Here is a 14,809-nt window from a genome sequence, read left to right as displayed (position 1 = left end):
TAATCCCTATGTTTATTGAGAATTCAGCACTATAACGTTGTAGTTTTTGGATTCCGAACGAAATTAACTAACGTAAAAATATGAACAGAAGTAATTTAGCACAGAAAAGTATTGTTACCTTGATTATGGTGGCATTTTTAGGATTTTATTCCTGTAAACAGAATTCAAAAAAGGAATCGGCCGAAGAAACTGCAACAGAAGTAGCCGTTGAAGAATCCAAACCGGATTTAAAACTTTCTTTGGCACAATGGTCAATCCATAAAATGATTCTTGAAGAGGGTGTAGACCCTTACACTTTTGCAGAAAAAGCAAGTGAATGGGGCTTTGAAGGTCTCGAATATGTGAGCGCCCTTTATTATAAGGAGCTACAGGCCGCTAATTTTTCGGAAGAGGCCATGAACAACTGGGTGGAAAAAAGCAAGGCCGAAAGTGAAAAATATGGCTTAACGAATGTTTTGATCATGGTAGATGGTCAAGGAGATATAGCCGTTCCTGATGAGGCCGAAAGAACAAAAGCCGTTGAAAACCATTACAAGTGGGTAGATGCCGCCGCAGCTTTGGGCTGCAGTTCCATCCGTGTAAACCTGAACGGGAGCATGGACCCGGAAGTTTGGATGCCGGCCTCTGTTGCAGGGCTTACGCAACTGGCCACTTATGCCAAGGACAAAAACATCAATATTATTGTTGAAAACCACGGAGGACCATCTTCCAATGCACAACTATTGGCGGAGGTCATGGAAAAAGTAGGCATGGACAATTGTGGAACATTGCCCGATTTTGGCAATTTCTGCATCAAAAGAGAAGCAGGCGATTACTATTCGTCCAAATGTTTGGAAGAATATGACCGCTATAAAGGAACAAAGGAGTTAATGCCCTACGCCAAGGGCGTTAGTGCCAAATCCTATAGTTTTGATGAGGAGGGGTATGAAACAAGAGTGGATTATCCAAGAATTATGGACATTGTTCTAGAATCCGGATACGAGGGTTTTGTGGGGGTGGAATATGAAGGCTCCGAACTTAGTGAAGAAGAAGGAATTTTGGCAACCAAGGCACTTTTGGAAAAAGTATTGGAGTAGACCAAATTAATATGAATGGGTAGATGAAGGGATTTTTGCAACAACTCTTCGATTACAATTTTTATTGTAACAAAAAAATAATTGAACAATGCAGTGGTCCGGGCCAGGTTCCGGACAACTGCATTAGACTTTTTAGCCATATACTCAATGCGCACCATATCTGGAACCATCGCATGTTGGGAATCCCAACCGAATTCGGTGTTTGGGACGAGCACGAATTGAGCAAGTGGGAAGATATCCATTACGAAAACCAGCGCACCTCTTTTGAAATTGTTTCCAATACGGATACTTTTGAAAAACGGGTGGAGTACGAGAACAGTCAAGGAAGAAGTTTTTCCAATGACATAAAGGATATTCTTTTTCATATTATTAACCATTCCACGCACCATCGTGGGCAAATTATGATGGAAATGAGAAATTCTGGAATAGCGCCAGAACCTTTGGATTACGTACATTACAAACGATAACAAGCAACTAACTAACACTTTACATGAATATTAAAACCAAACTCCAACTGTCCTTTATGATGTTCCTCGAGTTTTTTATCTGGGGTGGTTGGTTTGTTACTTTGGGTACTTTTTTGGGCAACAATTTGGAGGCCACAGCGGGACAATCGTCAATGGCCTTTTCCACACAGTCATGGGGAGCTATCATTGCTCCGTTCATTATCGGATTGATTGCCGACAGATACTTTAATGCCGAACGAATTTTAGGGGTACTGCACTTAATAGGTGCATTTTTAATGTACCAAATGTATCAGTCAACAGATTTTACGGCCTTTTACCCCTATGTGCTGGGTTACATGATCTTGTACATGCCCACATTGGCATTGGTAAATTCAATTTCATTCAACCAAATGAAAGACCCTGCAAAAGAATTTTCGAACATCCGCGTGTTCGGGACCATCGGTTGGATTATTGCCGGTCTGGTCATTAGTTATCTTTTTGTTTGGGATTCGCCAGAAGCGTTGAAAGCGGGAATGCTCAAAAACACATTTTTAATGGCGGGCATCGCTTCTGCCGTGTTGGGGCTTTTCAGCTTTACATTGCCCAAAACTCCTCCAACAGTAGACAAAAATGAAAAGGTGACCATTTCCGATATGTTGGGACTGGATGCGTTAAAGCTTTTAAAGGACAAAAACTTTTTGGTGTTCTTTATCTCATCCGTATTGATTTGTATCCCATTGGCCTTTTATTATCAAAACGCCAACCCTTTTCTGGCAGAAATAGGGTTGCCCAATCCAACGGGGAAAATGGCCATCGGACAAATATCGGAAGCACTGTTTATTCTTGCGCTGCCCTTTTTCTTTACCAAGTTTGGATTTAAAAAGACGATTTTGATAGGCATGTTGGCCTGGACCGTTCGTTATTTGCTGTTCGCTTACGGTAATGCAGACGAACTATCATTTATGCTGATCATCGGAATTGCATTGCACGGTATTTGTTACGACTTTTTCTTTGTATCCGGACAGATTTATACCGATACCAAAGCAGGGGAGAAATACAAAAGTGCCGCGCAAGGATTGATTACCTTGGCCACTTACGGTGTAGGAATGTTAATAGGGTTCTGGATCGCTGGGTTAATAACCGATTCACTTACTTTGGAAGATGGAACTCACGCTTGGGATACCATTTGGATTTATCCGGCAGCGTTCGCAGCAGTAGTATTTATATTGTTTGCACTGATATTTAAAAACGAAAAAGTAGAATATAAATCTTAGATACAACCAAAAATCAACTAATACAAACATGAAAAACGTAAACAAAAATCAGCTATTTGTAGCGGCCTGTATATCGCTTGTCGTTACATCCATGACCTTTGCCATCAGGGCGGGTATTTTGACCCAATTAGGGGAAGAGTTTATGCTTTCCAATCAACAATTGGGTTGGATAAACAGTATGGGCTTTTTTGGGTTCCCTATTGCAATGATCTTCGGTGGATTGCTCTACAATAAAATAGGGGCACGTAAACTCATGGTAACGGCATTTGTCTGCCACATGCTTGGATTGGTGCTCACTATTATGGCAGGAGGTTTCTGGACGCTAATTATATCCACCTTCTTTATTGGTTTTGCCAATGGTTCGGTCGAAGCGGCCTGTAACCCTATGATCGCCGATATGTTCACCAAGAACCGGACAGCTATGCTGAACAGGTTCCACGTATGGTTCCCCGGAGGAATTGTAATTGGCTCCCTTATCTCCAAGTTCATGACCGATTTTGGAATGGGATGGCAGTTGCAGATAGCAGTAATGCTGATACCAACACTTATCTACGGATACATGTTCTTTAAACAACAGTTTCCGGAAAGCGAGCATATCGAAACCGACACCACAAAAAATATCAAAGGGCTGGCAGACCCATTGTTCATTTTTATAATGATCTGTATGACGCTAACCGCGATATCCGAATTTGGACCACAACAATGGGTAGAGCGTATATTGGGCAATTCAGGAGCAAGTCCAATGCTGGTGTTGGCCATGGTGACGGGTATTATGGCCATAGGCCGGTACTTTGCAGGCCCCATTGTACATAGGCTTAACCCCATAGGAGTGCTGGTGATGTCCGCTCTGGTCACCACTGCTGCGGTTTACAGCATGAGTGTTGCAGAAGGGTCGATGATTTATTTTGCGGCCATTCTTTTTGCCCTCGGAGTTTGTTATTTTTGGCCTACCATGATCGGGTTTACCTCGGAATATCTTCCAAAAACAGGGGCATTGGGAATGTCCTTGGTCGGAGGCGCAGGAATGTTCTCCACGGCCATTTGGCAGCCTGTAATCGGCGGATGGTTGGATAGTGCAAAAGAAACAGCCATAGCATCGGGATTGACCGATCAGGTCGCAGAGTTGGCCGCAGGAAAGGCAACCTTGGGAAAAATGATGTTTTTTCCGCTGGCAGTATTGATTTTGTTTTTCATTTTGTTCTTGTTGAGAAAAAAACTGGAAGAACGAAGAGTACCACAAGGTCATACCGCAGAAGAAGTAGTATAATTATAAAATAAAATAACAGAAAATGCCTAAAAAGATTAGACTTGGAATTCTTGGAGGAGGAGGGGATTCCCTTATCGGAGTTTTACACAGAGTAGCCTCTTTCATTAATGACAATTATGAAATTGTTGGGGCGGTATTCAACCCAGATTTGGAAGACAGTATAGCGTTTGCCAAGGAAATTGACATTCCTACCAATCGCGTCTACAAAGATTTTGATACGCTTGTTGAAGAAGAGATGAAACTCCCCGAAGACGAAAGAATTCAGGTGTGCTCTATACTTACACCAAACTTCCTTCATTTTCCAATGGCAAAAAAGCTGTTGGACAATGGTTTCCACGTTATCTGTGAAAAACCGATGACCACTACCTATGAAGAAGCCAAAATTCTTCAGGAAACCCTAAAAAAGGCGGGAACTGTATTTGCCGTTACCCATACCTATACAGGGTATCCGATGGTGCGTCAAATGCGTGAGATGATCAAGGAAGGAGTCATTGGAAAAGTACATAAAGTTGATGCACAATATTATCAAGGTTGGATGAACCCTATCATCCATGACAAGGAAAAACGCGGAACAGTATGGAGGCTCGACCCGAAAAAAGCGGGAATCAGTTCTTGTATGGGAGATATAGGGGTACATGCTTTCAATATGATTGAGTATACGACCGGCTTGCAGGTACAATCATTGCTGTGCGATTTTAATTATATGTACGATGACAATGTGATGGACATGGATGGTACGGCCCTTATCCGTATGGACAAAAACGTAAAAGGGGTCATTAGGGCAAGCCAAGTGGCCACAGGAGAGGAAAACAACCTCACCATTGCCATTTATGGTCAAAAGGGAGGCTTGAAATGGGAACAGGAAAACCCCAATTACCTCTACAAATTGAACGACCCAGAACCATTGCAGGTGTACAAACCAGGCCATGAATATAATTCCGACCTATCCTTGGATGGAACCAAATTACCTCCCGGACACCCCGAGGGTATTTTTGATTCCATGGCCAATATTTATTTGGGCGTGGCCAGGGCCATTCGCGGCGAACAATACAATAGCGGAGAGTTCCCGACCATGTTGGATGGAGTTAGAGGCCTTAATTTTATTGAGAACACCGTAGCTTCTCACAAACAAGGAAATGTTTGGGTGGATATGGATTGATATTGGTCTATGGACCTAAAAACTAGACATGATGGCTGCCCTATGGGCGGCCATCATTTTTTATAAAGCATCTCAAATTCCTCAAAAACCACAATCATACTCTCGGTAGGTTTGGTGCCTAGTTCAGAAAGTTCACGGGTGTAATGGTCCCAATGTGTTTTTTTCCAGTGTTCCAAACTTTTGTCGCCCTCGCCCTCTAGGCGAGCATGCTCTTCCCGAATACTAAAAAAGGGCAGTAGTTTAACGGCAGTGGTACGAATAACGCACTTGGCATTGCCCTCCCAATCGGTAACCACGTAAAAATCTCCGATTTTGGGCAAAGCTTCATTGCGTAGTTGAATCCCTTTTAAAGAATGGGTAGTGGCCCTTTTGATTTCTTTGCAAACCAAATCGGCACACAGATCGGCATCTTTTTCATTATCACAAAAATGAATCACTTTGGGCGCATCTTCAGAAGCAAATTCCAAATGGGCATCCAAAAAGTCGCCCCACAGATTTCGGGCAGAAGCATTTTCCATAAGTAGTGTTTAAAAAAAAACTCTAAGCTGTTTTAATTGTTAATGAATCCCTATATTTATGTCTTACTACATGAGACATAAAATTAGCATAGTTTTTTTCTTAAATATAGAAGATAAATCCCAATTAAATTGGGATTTCCAAATTTCTTAAAATTAATTTCAATGAAAACAATTAAAGGACCAGCCGTGTTCTTGGCGCAATTTGTGGACAGTAAAGCTCCGTTCAATACCTTGGACGGTATGTGTAAATGGGCCTCGGATTTGGGGTACAAAGGAATTCAAATACCAACTTGGGAATCCTTCCTGATTGACTTGGACAAAGCGGCCGAAAGCCAAGATTATTGCGACGAGTTAAAAGGAAAAGTCAATTCCTACGGATTGGAAATCACGGAACTATCCACCCACTTGCAAGGGCAATTGGTAGCGGTGCATCCCGCTTACGATATTATGTTCGACAACTTTGCGCCCGAAGCATTGCACGGAAAGCCAAAGGAACGTACGAAATGGGCCGTTGACACCGTAAAAAAGGCCGCAACCGCAAGCCGCAGGTTGGGACTTAACGTGCATGCCACATTTTCTGGGTCATTGCTTTGGCACACCGCTCACCCATGGCCACAACGACCTGCTGGCTTGGTGGAAATGGGTTTTGAGGAGTTGGCGAACCGCTGGATGCCCATCCTAAACCATTTTGACGAAGAAGGTGTGGATGTATGTTACGAAATCCATCCTGGGGAGGACCTGCACGATGGTGATACCTTCGAGCGTTTTTTGGAAGCAACGGGCAATCACAAAAGAGTGAACATTCTGTACGATCCAAGCCATTTTGTATTGCAGCAATTGGATTACATTACCTATATCGATCATTACCACGAGTTTATCAAATCGTTCCACGTAAAGGATTCAGAATTTAACCCAACGGGCAAAAAAGGAGCCTTTGGCGGGTACAACGATTGGGGCGATAGAGCAGGGAGGTACCGTTCCTTAGGCGATGGTCAGATAGATTTTAAGACCATTTTCTCCAAATTGACCCAGTACGGTTGCGATGTTTGGGCCGTAATGGAGTGGGAATGCTGCATAAAAAGTCCAGAACAAGGTGCTCGTGAGGGAGCAAAATTTATTCAAGATCACATTATAGAGGCGACCACAAAAACTTTTGATGATTTTGCAGGTGCCGAAACTGATAAAGAAAAACTTAAAAACATATTGGGATTATGAGAAAATCGATATTATTCGTAGCCCTTGCCATTGCTTTTGCATGTAAGGACAAATCAAAAGAGAACAAACAGGAAGTTGATTCTGACCCAATGGCTGGCATGGAAACTGAAACTCCTGAAGAGCCAAAGCCATCGTGGGATATTCTATTTGATGGAACCAGTTTTGACGGTTGGCACATGTACAATGGAGGAGAAGTTACCGAACCTTGGAAACTCGAAGATGGCGCCATGGTTTTTTATCCGCCAGAGGAGCGGCCCGAAGGTGCCAACTATAACTTGGTGACGGATGAAGAGTTTACCGATTTTGTGCTTACCATGGATTGGAAAATTGCCGAAGGCGGAAACAGCGGTTTCTTTTGGGGAGTGAAAGAAGATGAAAAATACGGACAACCTTACTTGACCGGACCAGAAATACAGGTTTTGGACGATGAAAGACATCCTGATGCACAAAATGGGGAAGACCGATTGGCAGGTTCTTTGTACGATATAATCCCTCCATCGGAAAATGTGGTGAAGCCTGCAGGGGAATGGAATTCCGTGGAATTGATGATCAATCACAAAACCAACCAAGGCCATGTAGTTTTGAATGGGACCAAGATAGTTGAGTTTCCAGTGCAAGGCCCAGAATGGGACAAGCTGGTGGCCAATTCAAAATTTGCCGATTGGGAAGATTTTGCAGCCTTTAAAACAGGCAAAATTGGATTACAAGACCATGGAGATGTGGTAGCCTACAGAAATATCAAAATAAAAGAACTTTAAAATGAATAGAATCAAGATTGCCCTTATGTTGCTGACATTTTCAATGGGGCTGTTCACATTTGGGCAAGAAGTAGAACCAACTACACCAGAAGAAACCGAATTTTATAAACCCGTACCACCAAAAGTGACCCCTGGTGAAGATGGAGCCCCACCAAGTGATGCCATTGTCCTTTTTGATGGCACCTCCTTGGATAAGTGGGTCAGTTCTGTGGACAGTACTGCCGCCAAATGGATATTGAACAAGGACGGCAGCATGACGGTGAACGATAGGACAGGGGATATTCAGACCAAGCAAAATTTTGGAAGTATCCAGCTTCATATCGAATGGAAATCACCCGCAGAAGTACAACGCGATGGTCAAAACAGAGGTAATAGTGGCGTATTTTTGAATGGCCTGTATGAAGTGCAAGTGCTGGACAACAACGATAACGACACTTACGTCAATGGTCAAGTAGGCTCTATTTACAAACAACATGTGCCCTTGGCCATGGCGTCCGTACCTACCGGAGAATGGAACACCTACGATATAATTTACCATGCTCCCGAGTTTGAAAAGGGGCAAAAAGTGAAATCTGGAACCTTAACAGTAATTCACAATGGTGTGTTGATCCAAGACCATGTGGAGATAAAAGGAACCACTCCTTACATTGGTTGGCCCAAAAACCCGCCACACGGCAAAGGGCCGCTTAGGCTTCAAGATCATGGCGACAACAGTAGGGTCAGTTATAGAAATATTTGGGTAAGGGAGCTGGATTAGCTCCCTTATTACTATTTTACTGATACAGAATCTCCAAGAGCCAAAACCTATTTTGGTTACCTTTGGCAAAATTTATCATTTATATATGATTCAATCCATGACAGGCTATGGGAAGCACGTAGTTCAGCTTCCTTCCAAAAAAATCACCATTGAGCTCAAATCGCTCAACAGCAAGAGTTTGGACATCAATGCCAGACTTCCCCAATTCTACAGGGAAAAGGAGCTGGAATTGCGTAAAATGATCGCTGGTGCCTTGAACAGGGGCAAGGTAGACTTTAACCTTTATGTTGAAATTACGGGTGAGGAAACTACAGCAGAGGTCAACAAAGGTGTGGTAAAGAATTATATGGAACAATTGGCCGATATTGCCAAGGGCGACGATATAAAATTGATGGAAATGGCATTGCGCATGCCGGATACCCTCAAAACCGATAAGGACGATATTAACGAAGAGGAGTACAAGGCCATAATAGAAGCCATGGACGAAGCCCTTTCCAAAATTGTTGAGTTCCGTAATGAAGAAGGAAAGGTACTGGAGGAGGATTTTGTGGCCAGGTTGAAGAATTTAAACGAACTTTTGGAAGCCGTGAAAGCCATGGACCCCGAACGTTTGGGAACGGTAAGGGAGCGATTGGACAAAGCGGTGGCCGACCTTAAAGTGGAATTGGATGCCAATAGATTTGAACAGGAACTGATCTATTATCTTGAGAAGTACGACATCACCGAAGAAAAGGTTCGCTTGGCCAACCACCTAAAATATTTTGAGACCACCTTGAATTCCGATGACTCCAATGGCAAAAAATTAGGTTTCATTTCCCAAGAAATAGGGAGAGAGATCAATACCATTGGTTCCAAGGCCAATTATGCGCCCATGCAACAATTGGTGGTACAGATGAAGGATGAACTGGAAAAAATAAAGGAACAAATGCTCAATGTGTTATGACAGAAGGCGGTAAACTTATCATTTTCTCGGCACCCTCGGGCAGTGGTAAAACCACGATTGTGAAGCATCTATTGGATCAACCAGAACTGAACTTGGCGTTTTCCATATCGGCAACATCCCGCCCTCGAAGGGGAAAGGAAAAGAATGGGGTCAACTACTATTTTATGTCGGTTTCCCAATTTAAAAGGCACATCAAAGACGGTGATTTTTTGGAATGGGAAGAAGTGTACCGGGATAATTTTTATGGCACGCTCAAAAGCGAAGTAGAGCGTTTGTGGGCCGAAGGGAAAAACGTGATTTTTGATATTGATGTTTCTGGCGGACTTAGAATTAAAAAGAAGTTTCCGGAGAAAACATTGGCCGTTTTTGTAAAACCTCCCAGTGTTGATGAACTTAAAATCAGACTGAAAAAAAGAAGTACCGAAAGCGATGATAAAATCAATATGCGGATTGCCAAGGCATCCGTGGAGCTGGCCACAGCCCCTCAATTTGATAAAATCATCAAGAACTACGACCTCGATGTAGCTCTTAATGAGGCCCATAGATTGGTCGCCGAATTTGTTGGGGCCGAGATGCCCCCTAAAGAAGATTAGAACATGAAAAAGGTAGGGCTCTTTTTTGGGACCTTTAACCCTATACACATAGGCCATTTGGTCATAGCGAACCATCTGGTGGAGTTTTCCGATCTGGATGAGGTTTGGTTCGTAATAACGCCACAAAGCCCGTTTAAGGTGAAGCAATCCCTTTTGGACAACAACCATCGCTATCAAATGGTGTTCGAAGCGGTTCAGGATTACCCCAAGTTAAAACCCAGTAAAATAGAGTTTGATCTTCCCCAGCCCAATTATACCACCAATACCCTGGCCCATTTGGATGACAAATACGGAAAAGACCATCAATTTTCACTTATCATGGGGGAGGACAATCTAAAAAGTTTCCATAAATGGAAGAACTACGAGGCTATTTTGGAACATTACTCCATTTATGTGTATCCTAGAGTTTCGGACGGTAATATTGAGCATCAATTTAAGGGACACCCAAAAATTACCAAGGTGGATGCGCCCATCATGGAAATATCATCCACTTTTATCCGTAAAGCACACAAAGCAGGTAAAAATGTTCGTCCCATGCTCCCACATTCCGTTTGGAAGTATATGGACGAGATGAATTTTTATAGGTAGCGCTATTTTTTTGAGGTAACCACCCCTACCATGCTATCTGCCGTTCCGTAATACAGATACCAAACATTTTTGAAGAGTACCAAGCCCTCCAGAAAGGTAGTACCATCTTTATATTGGCCTGATTTTTCAAAAGGCAATTCGGGTTTTATAAAAGGTTTCTCGGTACGGTCCAATAGTTTCCAAGGTTCTTGGGCATCAAAAAGGGCCTGCCCTCCTGTATAGATTCGATTTCCAAGCTCCTTTACTCCAATATTTTGTGAATTCCCTGCGTTGTAGAGCACCACAATACCATTATCTGTTAGTAGTGGAGGTGGGCCTACTTCGACTAGCCAAGAATCGAAATAACCGGGCCTAGGGCTTAAAACAGGCGCCAGTTTGCCTTCGTAGGTTTCCACGGGCTCCCAATCTATCATATTGGTTGATGTGGCCATCCAAATATGGGGCACCCCATAGTACATCCAATATTTTCCATGAATCTTTGCAGCAACCAGTTTACCATCCTTAAGTGCTGTTACAATGGCTCCCGATTTGGTTTCTTTTTCGTGATAAACACCATTTTTATAATTCTGAAAAACGGGTCCATGCTTTTCCCAATGCACTAAATCTTTTGAGGTGGCAACGGCTAGCTTGGGGACTTTACGGTTCCATTGTGTATAGGTTAGCACATAAAGCCCATCTTCGGTCTCAACTATGCGTGGGTCTTCAATACCGCCTGGCCATTCATTGATTTTTTGATTGTCATCGTTTGGGTAAAATACAGGTTCTGGCCATTTGTTGTAGGAAGTGCCATCCGCCGAAGTGGCCATTCCAATTCGGGAACGGTGCCCACCGATTTCTTTCTCCCCCAATTTTTCTTCGGCCCGGTATAGCACATAAATGGAATCGTTTTTAGCGATAGCTGCTGGGTTAAACGTGGCCATGGATTCCCAATGGACTATTTTTTGCGTTATGGGGTCTTTAAAGGTAGATGTACCATCTTTCTGTAAAATAGGCTGGGCATTTTTGGGGCGTTCAAATGGCCCCAACATCCAATCTTTTTCTTTGGTTTGGGAAAACAGGCCAGTGCATGTAAATAAAAGAATGCACAGTTGAAAATACGTTGTTCTCATCAATATTAAATTTTTTCTAAGGTATCAGTGCCTAAATACTTATCACCCTTATTAAGGTACCATGCTCTTGTTTTGGGCATTTTTATACCGTTGATTTCCTCTAATCCAGTCAAAAGGATATATTCACCATCATTTTTACTTTCTTCATGATAAAATTGATAGACTTCCATGGCGTAAGTGGTTGGGTCAAAATAAAAATACCATGTATCGGTGCCTACTTCAGCATCGTAGGTAACTTTTAAAACCACATATTTTTTGTCCTTGAATGTCCTATTGTAAACTTTGGGATCTAAGTGTGTGCCCGGGTCATTCAACTTCATGGGAAGTCCGTAGAGGTAGGTGTAGTAATCTTTCATAAAGTTGCCACGTTCACAATTCAGTTGGAATTCTTCGGCCTCTTCTTCAGAAAAGTCTTCGCTTCCGTTCAAGGTGATTTCACAGGAACCCTTATTAAATTCATAGGCGTAGGAATTGCCTTTTTGCTCAACGTTCAAGCTAAACTCTTGTTTGGGAAAGTCCACTCCAATGATGCTTGTGCGTTTTGGACGGCTCGGGGTTTCCATCACCACTTTAAAAGTGGTGTTTAGGTTTTCCCAATTTCCGTTGGGGTCGTGGAACACAATGGCCTTTTCCAGAACTTCATCTGCAGAAAGGGATTGTGCATGACTTGGCGCACTGAACAATACACTTACCAATAAAAGAGCAAAGCAATACCTTCTCATACCAAAAAATTAATAGTTGATATGAGAAAGGTACTATTTTATTTTATCTCAATTGTAGCAGGTTCAACAGAACTATCATGTTCACGATAATACTGTTCCAAAAGGTTCATCATTGCAGTAATTAAATCCCTTGTTTCAAGCAAAAGTGAGAAATACAGCGTCGTATTCTTTGGGCTAGATTCCTCTGTCCTTGTTCTGGAGACTTGGATATCAATTTTTTGTGAAACCAAATCATACAGCTCTTGTTTGGAGTCCAAAATGACACCTATTTGCTCAAATGACTTTTCTTCAAATGCTTTTTGGGTGCTATTGAAAATTTCTTCCAGTTTGTGGTCAATCTCCTTTAGCTCCTTGATTTGGTTGTATTTTAATTTTTTGTGATTGTTGTTGACATGGTTGTAGCTAACCTTCCCAATGTATTCCAGGGATTGTGACATATCGGTTAAGTACCCCATAATATTGATATAAAAATTACTGGCACCAATATGGGCTTCCTCCAGGTTTTTGATAAAATAGAAGGTATGTTCCCTTAAATCTTCTATTTCCAGTGCAAGCTTTTTACCCTGTTTCTTGTTCTTTTTTAAAGAATCCAGTGCTTGTTTGGCAAGCCCGTTGATGGAGTTGGTATAGATTTTATTGCTTCGCTTTATTACATTGGCAATATTGGCGGCGCTTTCTTCTATAACTCCTTGGATGGAACTGCTCTCAGCTCTTCTTAAGCGATCTTCAACCTTTATTTCCTTTGATTTTTTGTTATAGGAAATATAGTTTCTCACCAAAAGTAGAATAGCGGCGAACAATAGTATGGAGATGGCTGCTCCTTTTCCAAAACTTATAAGTGCCAAAATTACTCCAGAAGCCAAGAAAGCAATGATAGCGGTACTGAACCAGCCAGCAATTACGTTGAGCACGCCAGCTACGCGGTATACGGCACTTTCTGCACCCCATGCCCTATCGGCCAAAGAAGTACCCATGGCCACCATAAAGGTTACATAAGTGGTGGAAAGCGGCAATTTGTAAGATGTAGCAATCGAAATCAGGATACCGGCAACCATCAAGTTTACGGATGCCCTAATCATATCAAAAGCAGGTAGTTGGAGTACTTTGTCCTTTGATAGGTTTACGGTAGGTTTTTCGAAACGCTTATCAATTTTATTCTGTATAGATTTTGGTACCGCTGTGGATGCCCAAGTGGACAAACCTATGGAGAACCTAACCAACCCCCTGGATAAAAAATTGGGCTGAAACTTTTCTTTGGCCTCACCCTCACGGGATAGGTTTATTTCGGTATCGGCCACGTATCTTGCTTTTTTGGACAACCAAAGTGTTACCACCATAATCATTCCGGAAAGGAACAATAGTATTGTTGGGGTTTCGACTTTAGTGGCCAAGATTCCCATACTAAATTCAGAGGCCGCGACTCCCGAACCAACCCATGCTTGGTACGATTGCCATGCCGCGATGGGTACACCGATAAAGTTAACAAGGTCGTTTCCGGCAAAAGCTAGGGCCAAGGCAAAAGTTCCCACTCCAATGATTACTTTGTACATATTGACTTTAGCAAACTGGATAAGTAAATAGGATAGGAGGGCCCAAAAGGCAAAGTTGATCAATGCTACCTTGTAAATTTCGGTCTCCAAAAAGTCTTTGATTGTAATACCTCCAATAAAACCATAGGTTTGGTCGGCAAAAGGAGTTCCTTTTATACCTTTCAATAATATAAAATAGGATATCGCCGATAGTGCTATTCCGGCAAAAATAGCTCCGACCCACTTTGCTTTTTTCTGAAATTGATAGGATAACAGCACCCTTGATACCCATTGTACAAAGGCTCCAATGGTAAAGGCTATTACCACTGAGGACAGTATGCCAATGATTATCTCGATGGCCTTATCGGTGTTGATATAATTGACAACATCGGAGAAACTACCGTTTACATCCGCTATTTTTAATATGGCCATGGCCACGGCCGCACCCAAGAGGTTGAAAACTATGGAAACTGTGGTGGAGGTGGGCATTCCCAATGTGTTGAAGAAATCCAACAACAGAATGTCCGTTATCATCACGGCCATAAAAATGAACATGATTTCGTCAAAGTAAAACTCGCCAGGATTAAATATACCTTTCCTGGCAACTTCCATAAGTCCGCTCGAGAAAATGGCACCGCATGCAATTCCCAAGCTAGCAACAATCATAATAGTCTTAAATGAAATGGCCTTGGAGCCTATGGCGGAATTAAGAAAGTTAACCGCATCATTACTTACACCAACAACAAGGTCGGCTATAGCTAAAATGCCCAAAGCGACCAGAATCAAAAAATAAATGTTGTCCATAATTAAAATTCAGAAAAATTTTTCAAATATCTACAGAAATGACCTTTTAAT

Annotated in this window: 15 protein-coding genes; 11 read left to right on the top strand and 4 right to left on the bottom strand. The window is 42.3% G+C overall.

Annotated features, from left to right (window positions below; genetic code table 11):
• The first annotated feature begins 80 nt into the window (after positions 1-80).
• From AC13CS_RS14395 to AC13CS_RS14375, 5 genes are read left to right on the top strand one after another with little or no spacing between them, the layout of a single operon-like run.
• Entirely contained in the window at positions 81-1,076 is a 996-nt protein-coding gene (locus AC13CS_RS14395) for a sugar phosphate isomerase/epimerase family protein (protein WP_293166612.1), read from the top strand.
• 23 nt (positions 1,077-1,099) lie between these two features.
• Positions 1,100-1,543, top strand: a complete 444-nt coding sequence (locus AC13CS_RS14390) for a DinB family protein (protein ID WP_293166614.1) — start codon at positions 1,100-1,102, stop codon at positions 1,541-1,543.
• 23 nt (positions 1,544-1,566) lie between these two features.
• Positions 1,567-2,796: a nucleoside permease gene (locus AC13CS_RS14385; protein ID WP_163624149.1), complete on the top strand. Its 1,230-nt coding sequence runs from the start codon at positions 1,567-1,569 to the stop codon at positions 2,794-2,796.
• 28 nt (positions 2,797-2,824) lie between these two features.
• On the top strand, positions 2,825-4,063 hold the full coding sequence (locus tag AC13CS_RS14380) for an MFS transporter (RefSeq protein ID WP_293166617.1): 1,239 nt from the start codon (positions 2,825-2,827) through the stop codon (positions 4,061-4,063).
• Between the two features lie 22 nt (positions 4,064-4,085).
• Positions 4,086-5,222: a Gfo/Idh/MocA family protein gene (locus AC13CS_RS14375; protein ID WP_293166619.1), complete on the top strand. Its 1,137-nt coding sequence runs from the start codon at positions 4,086-4,088 to the stop codon at positions 5,220-5,222.
• 53 nt (positions 5,223-5,275) lie between these two features.
• Here the strand turns inward: AC13CS_RS14375 and AC13CS_RS14370 are convergent, their stop codons facing one another.
• A complete protein-coding gene (locus AC13CS_RS14370) occupies positions 5,276-5,740 on the bottom strand; it encodes an ASCH domain-containing protein (RefSeq protein WP_014032847.1) in 465 nt (154 codons plus the stop codon).
• Positions 5,741-5,902: 162 nt separating this feature from the next.
• On the opposite strand from AC13CS_RS14370, the gene AC13CS_RS14365 reads away from it, so the two are divergent.
• The 6 genes from AC13CS_RS14365 (at position 5,903) to nadD (ending at position 10,594) form a co-directional block, all read left to right on the top strand.
• Positions 5,903-6,955: a sugar phosphate isomerase/epimerase family protein gene (locus AC13CS_RS14365; RefSeq protein WP_293166622.1), complete on the top strand. Its 1,053-nt coding sequence runs from the start codon at positions 5,903-5,905 to the stop codon at positions 6,953-6,955.
• Positions 6,952-7,713 carry a 3-keto-disaccharide hydrolase gene (locus AC13CS_RS14360; RefSeq protein WP_293166624.1) on the top strand — a complete coding sequence of 254 codons (762 nt, stop codon included), beginning with the start codon at positions 6,952-6,954 and terminating at the stop codon, positions 7,711-7,713. The genes AC13CS_RS14365 and AC13CS_RS14360 overlap by 4 nt, the downstream gene beginning before the upstream one ends.
• A gap of 25 nt (positions 7,714-7,738) precedes the next feature.
• The gene (locus AC13CS_RS14355) at positions 7,739-8,470 is read left to right on the top strand and encodes a 3-keto-disaccharide hydrolase (protein ID WP_293167263.1); all 732 of its coding nucleotides are present in this window, start codon (positions 7,739-7,741) and stop codon (positions 8,468-8,470) included.
• Between the two features lie 85 nt (positions 8,471-8,555).
• Positions 8,556-9,413, top strand: coding sequence for a YicC/YloC family endoribonuclease (locus AC13CS_RS14350; RefSeq protein ID WP_293166626.1), 858 nt, complete (start codon positions 8,556-8,558; stop codon positions 9,411-9,413).
• On the top strand, positions 9,410-10,006 hold the full coding sequence (gmk, locus tag AC13CS_RS14345; RefSeq protein ID WP_293166628.1) for a guanylate kinase: 597 nt from the start codon (positions 9,410-9,412) through the stop codon (positions 10,004-10,006). The genes AC13CS_RS14350 and gmk overlap by 4 nt, the downstream gene beginning before the upstream one ends.
• Before the next feature lie 3 nt (positions 10,007-10,009).
• Entirely contained in the window at positions 10,010-10,594 is a 585-nt protein-coding gene (nadD, locus tag AC13CS_RS14340; RefSeq protein WP_293166630.1) for a nicotinate (nicotinamide) nucleotide adenylyltransferase, read from the top strand.
• Between the two features lie 2 nt (positions 10,595-10,596).
• Here the strand turns inward: nadD and AC13CS_RS14335 are convergent, their stop codons facing one another.
• From AC13CS_RS14335 to AC13CS_RS14325, 3 genes are read right to left on the bottom strand one after another with little or no spacing between them, the layout of a single operon-like run.
• Positions 10,597-11,703: a glycoside hydrolase family 130 protein gene (locus AC13CS_RS14335; protein ID WP_293166632.1), complete on the bottom strand. Its 1,107-nt coding sequence runs from the start codon at positions 11,701-11,703 to the stop codon at positions 10,597-10,599.
• A gap of 5 nt (positions 11,704-11,708) precedes the next feature.
• Positions 11,709-12,425 carry a DUF6503 family protein gene (locus tag AC13CS_RS14330; RefSeq protein ID WP_293166634.1) on the bottom strand — a complete coding sequence of 239 codons (717 nt, stop codon included), beginning with the start codon at positions 12,423-12,425 and terminating at the stop codon, positions 11,709-11,711.
• Positions 12,426-12,463: 38 nt separating this feature from the next.
• Positions 12,464-14,758, bottom strand: a complete 2,295-nt coding sequence (locus AC13CS_RS14325; RefSeq protein WP_293166636.1) for an inorganic phosphate transporter — start codon at positions 14,756-14,758, stop codon at positions 12,464-12,466.
• Between the last annotated feature and the right edge of the window lie 51 nt (positions 14,759-14,809).

Source organism: Flagellimonas sp. B-3, from assembly GCF_056857835.1.
The sequence above is the reverse complement of the archived record's forward strand: the minus strand, read 5'-3'. Positions and strand labels throughout refer to the sequence as shown.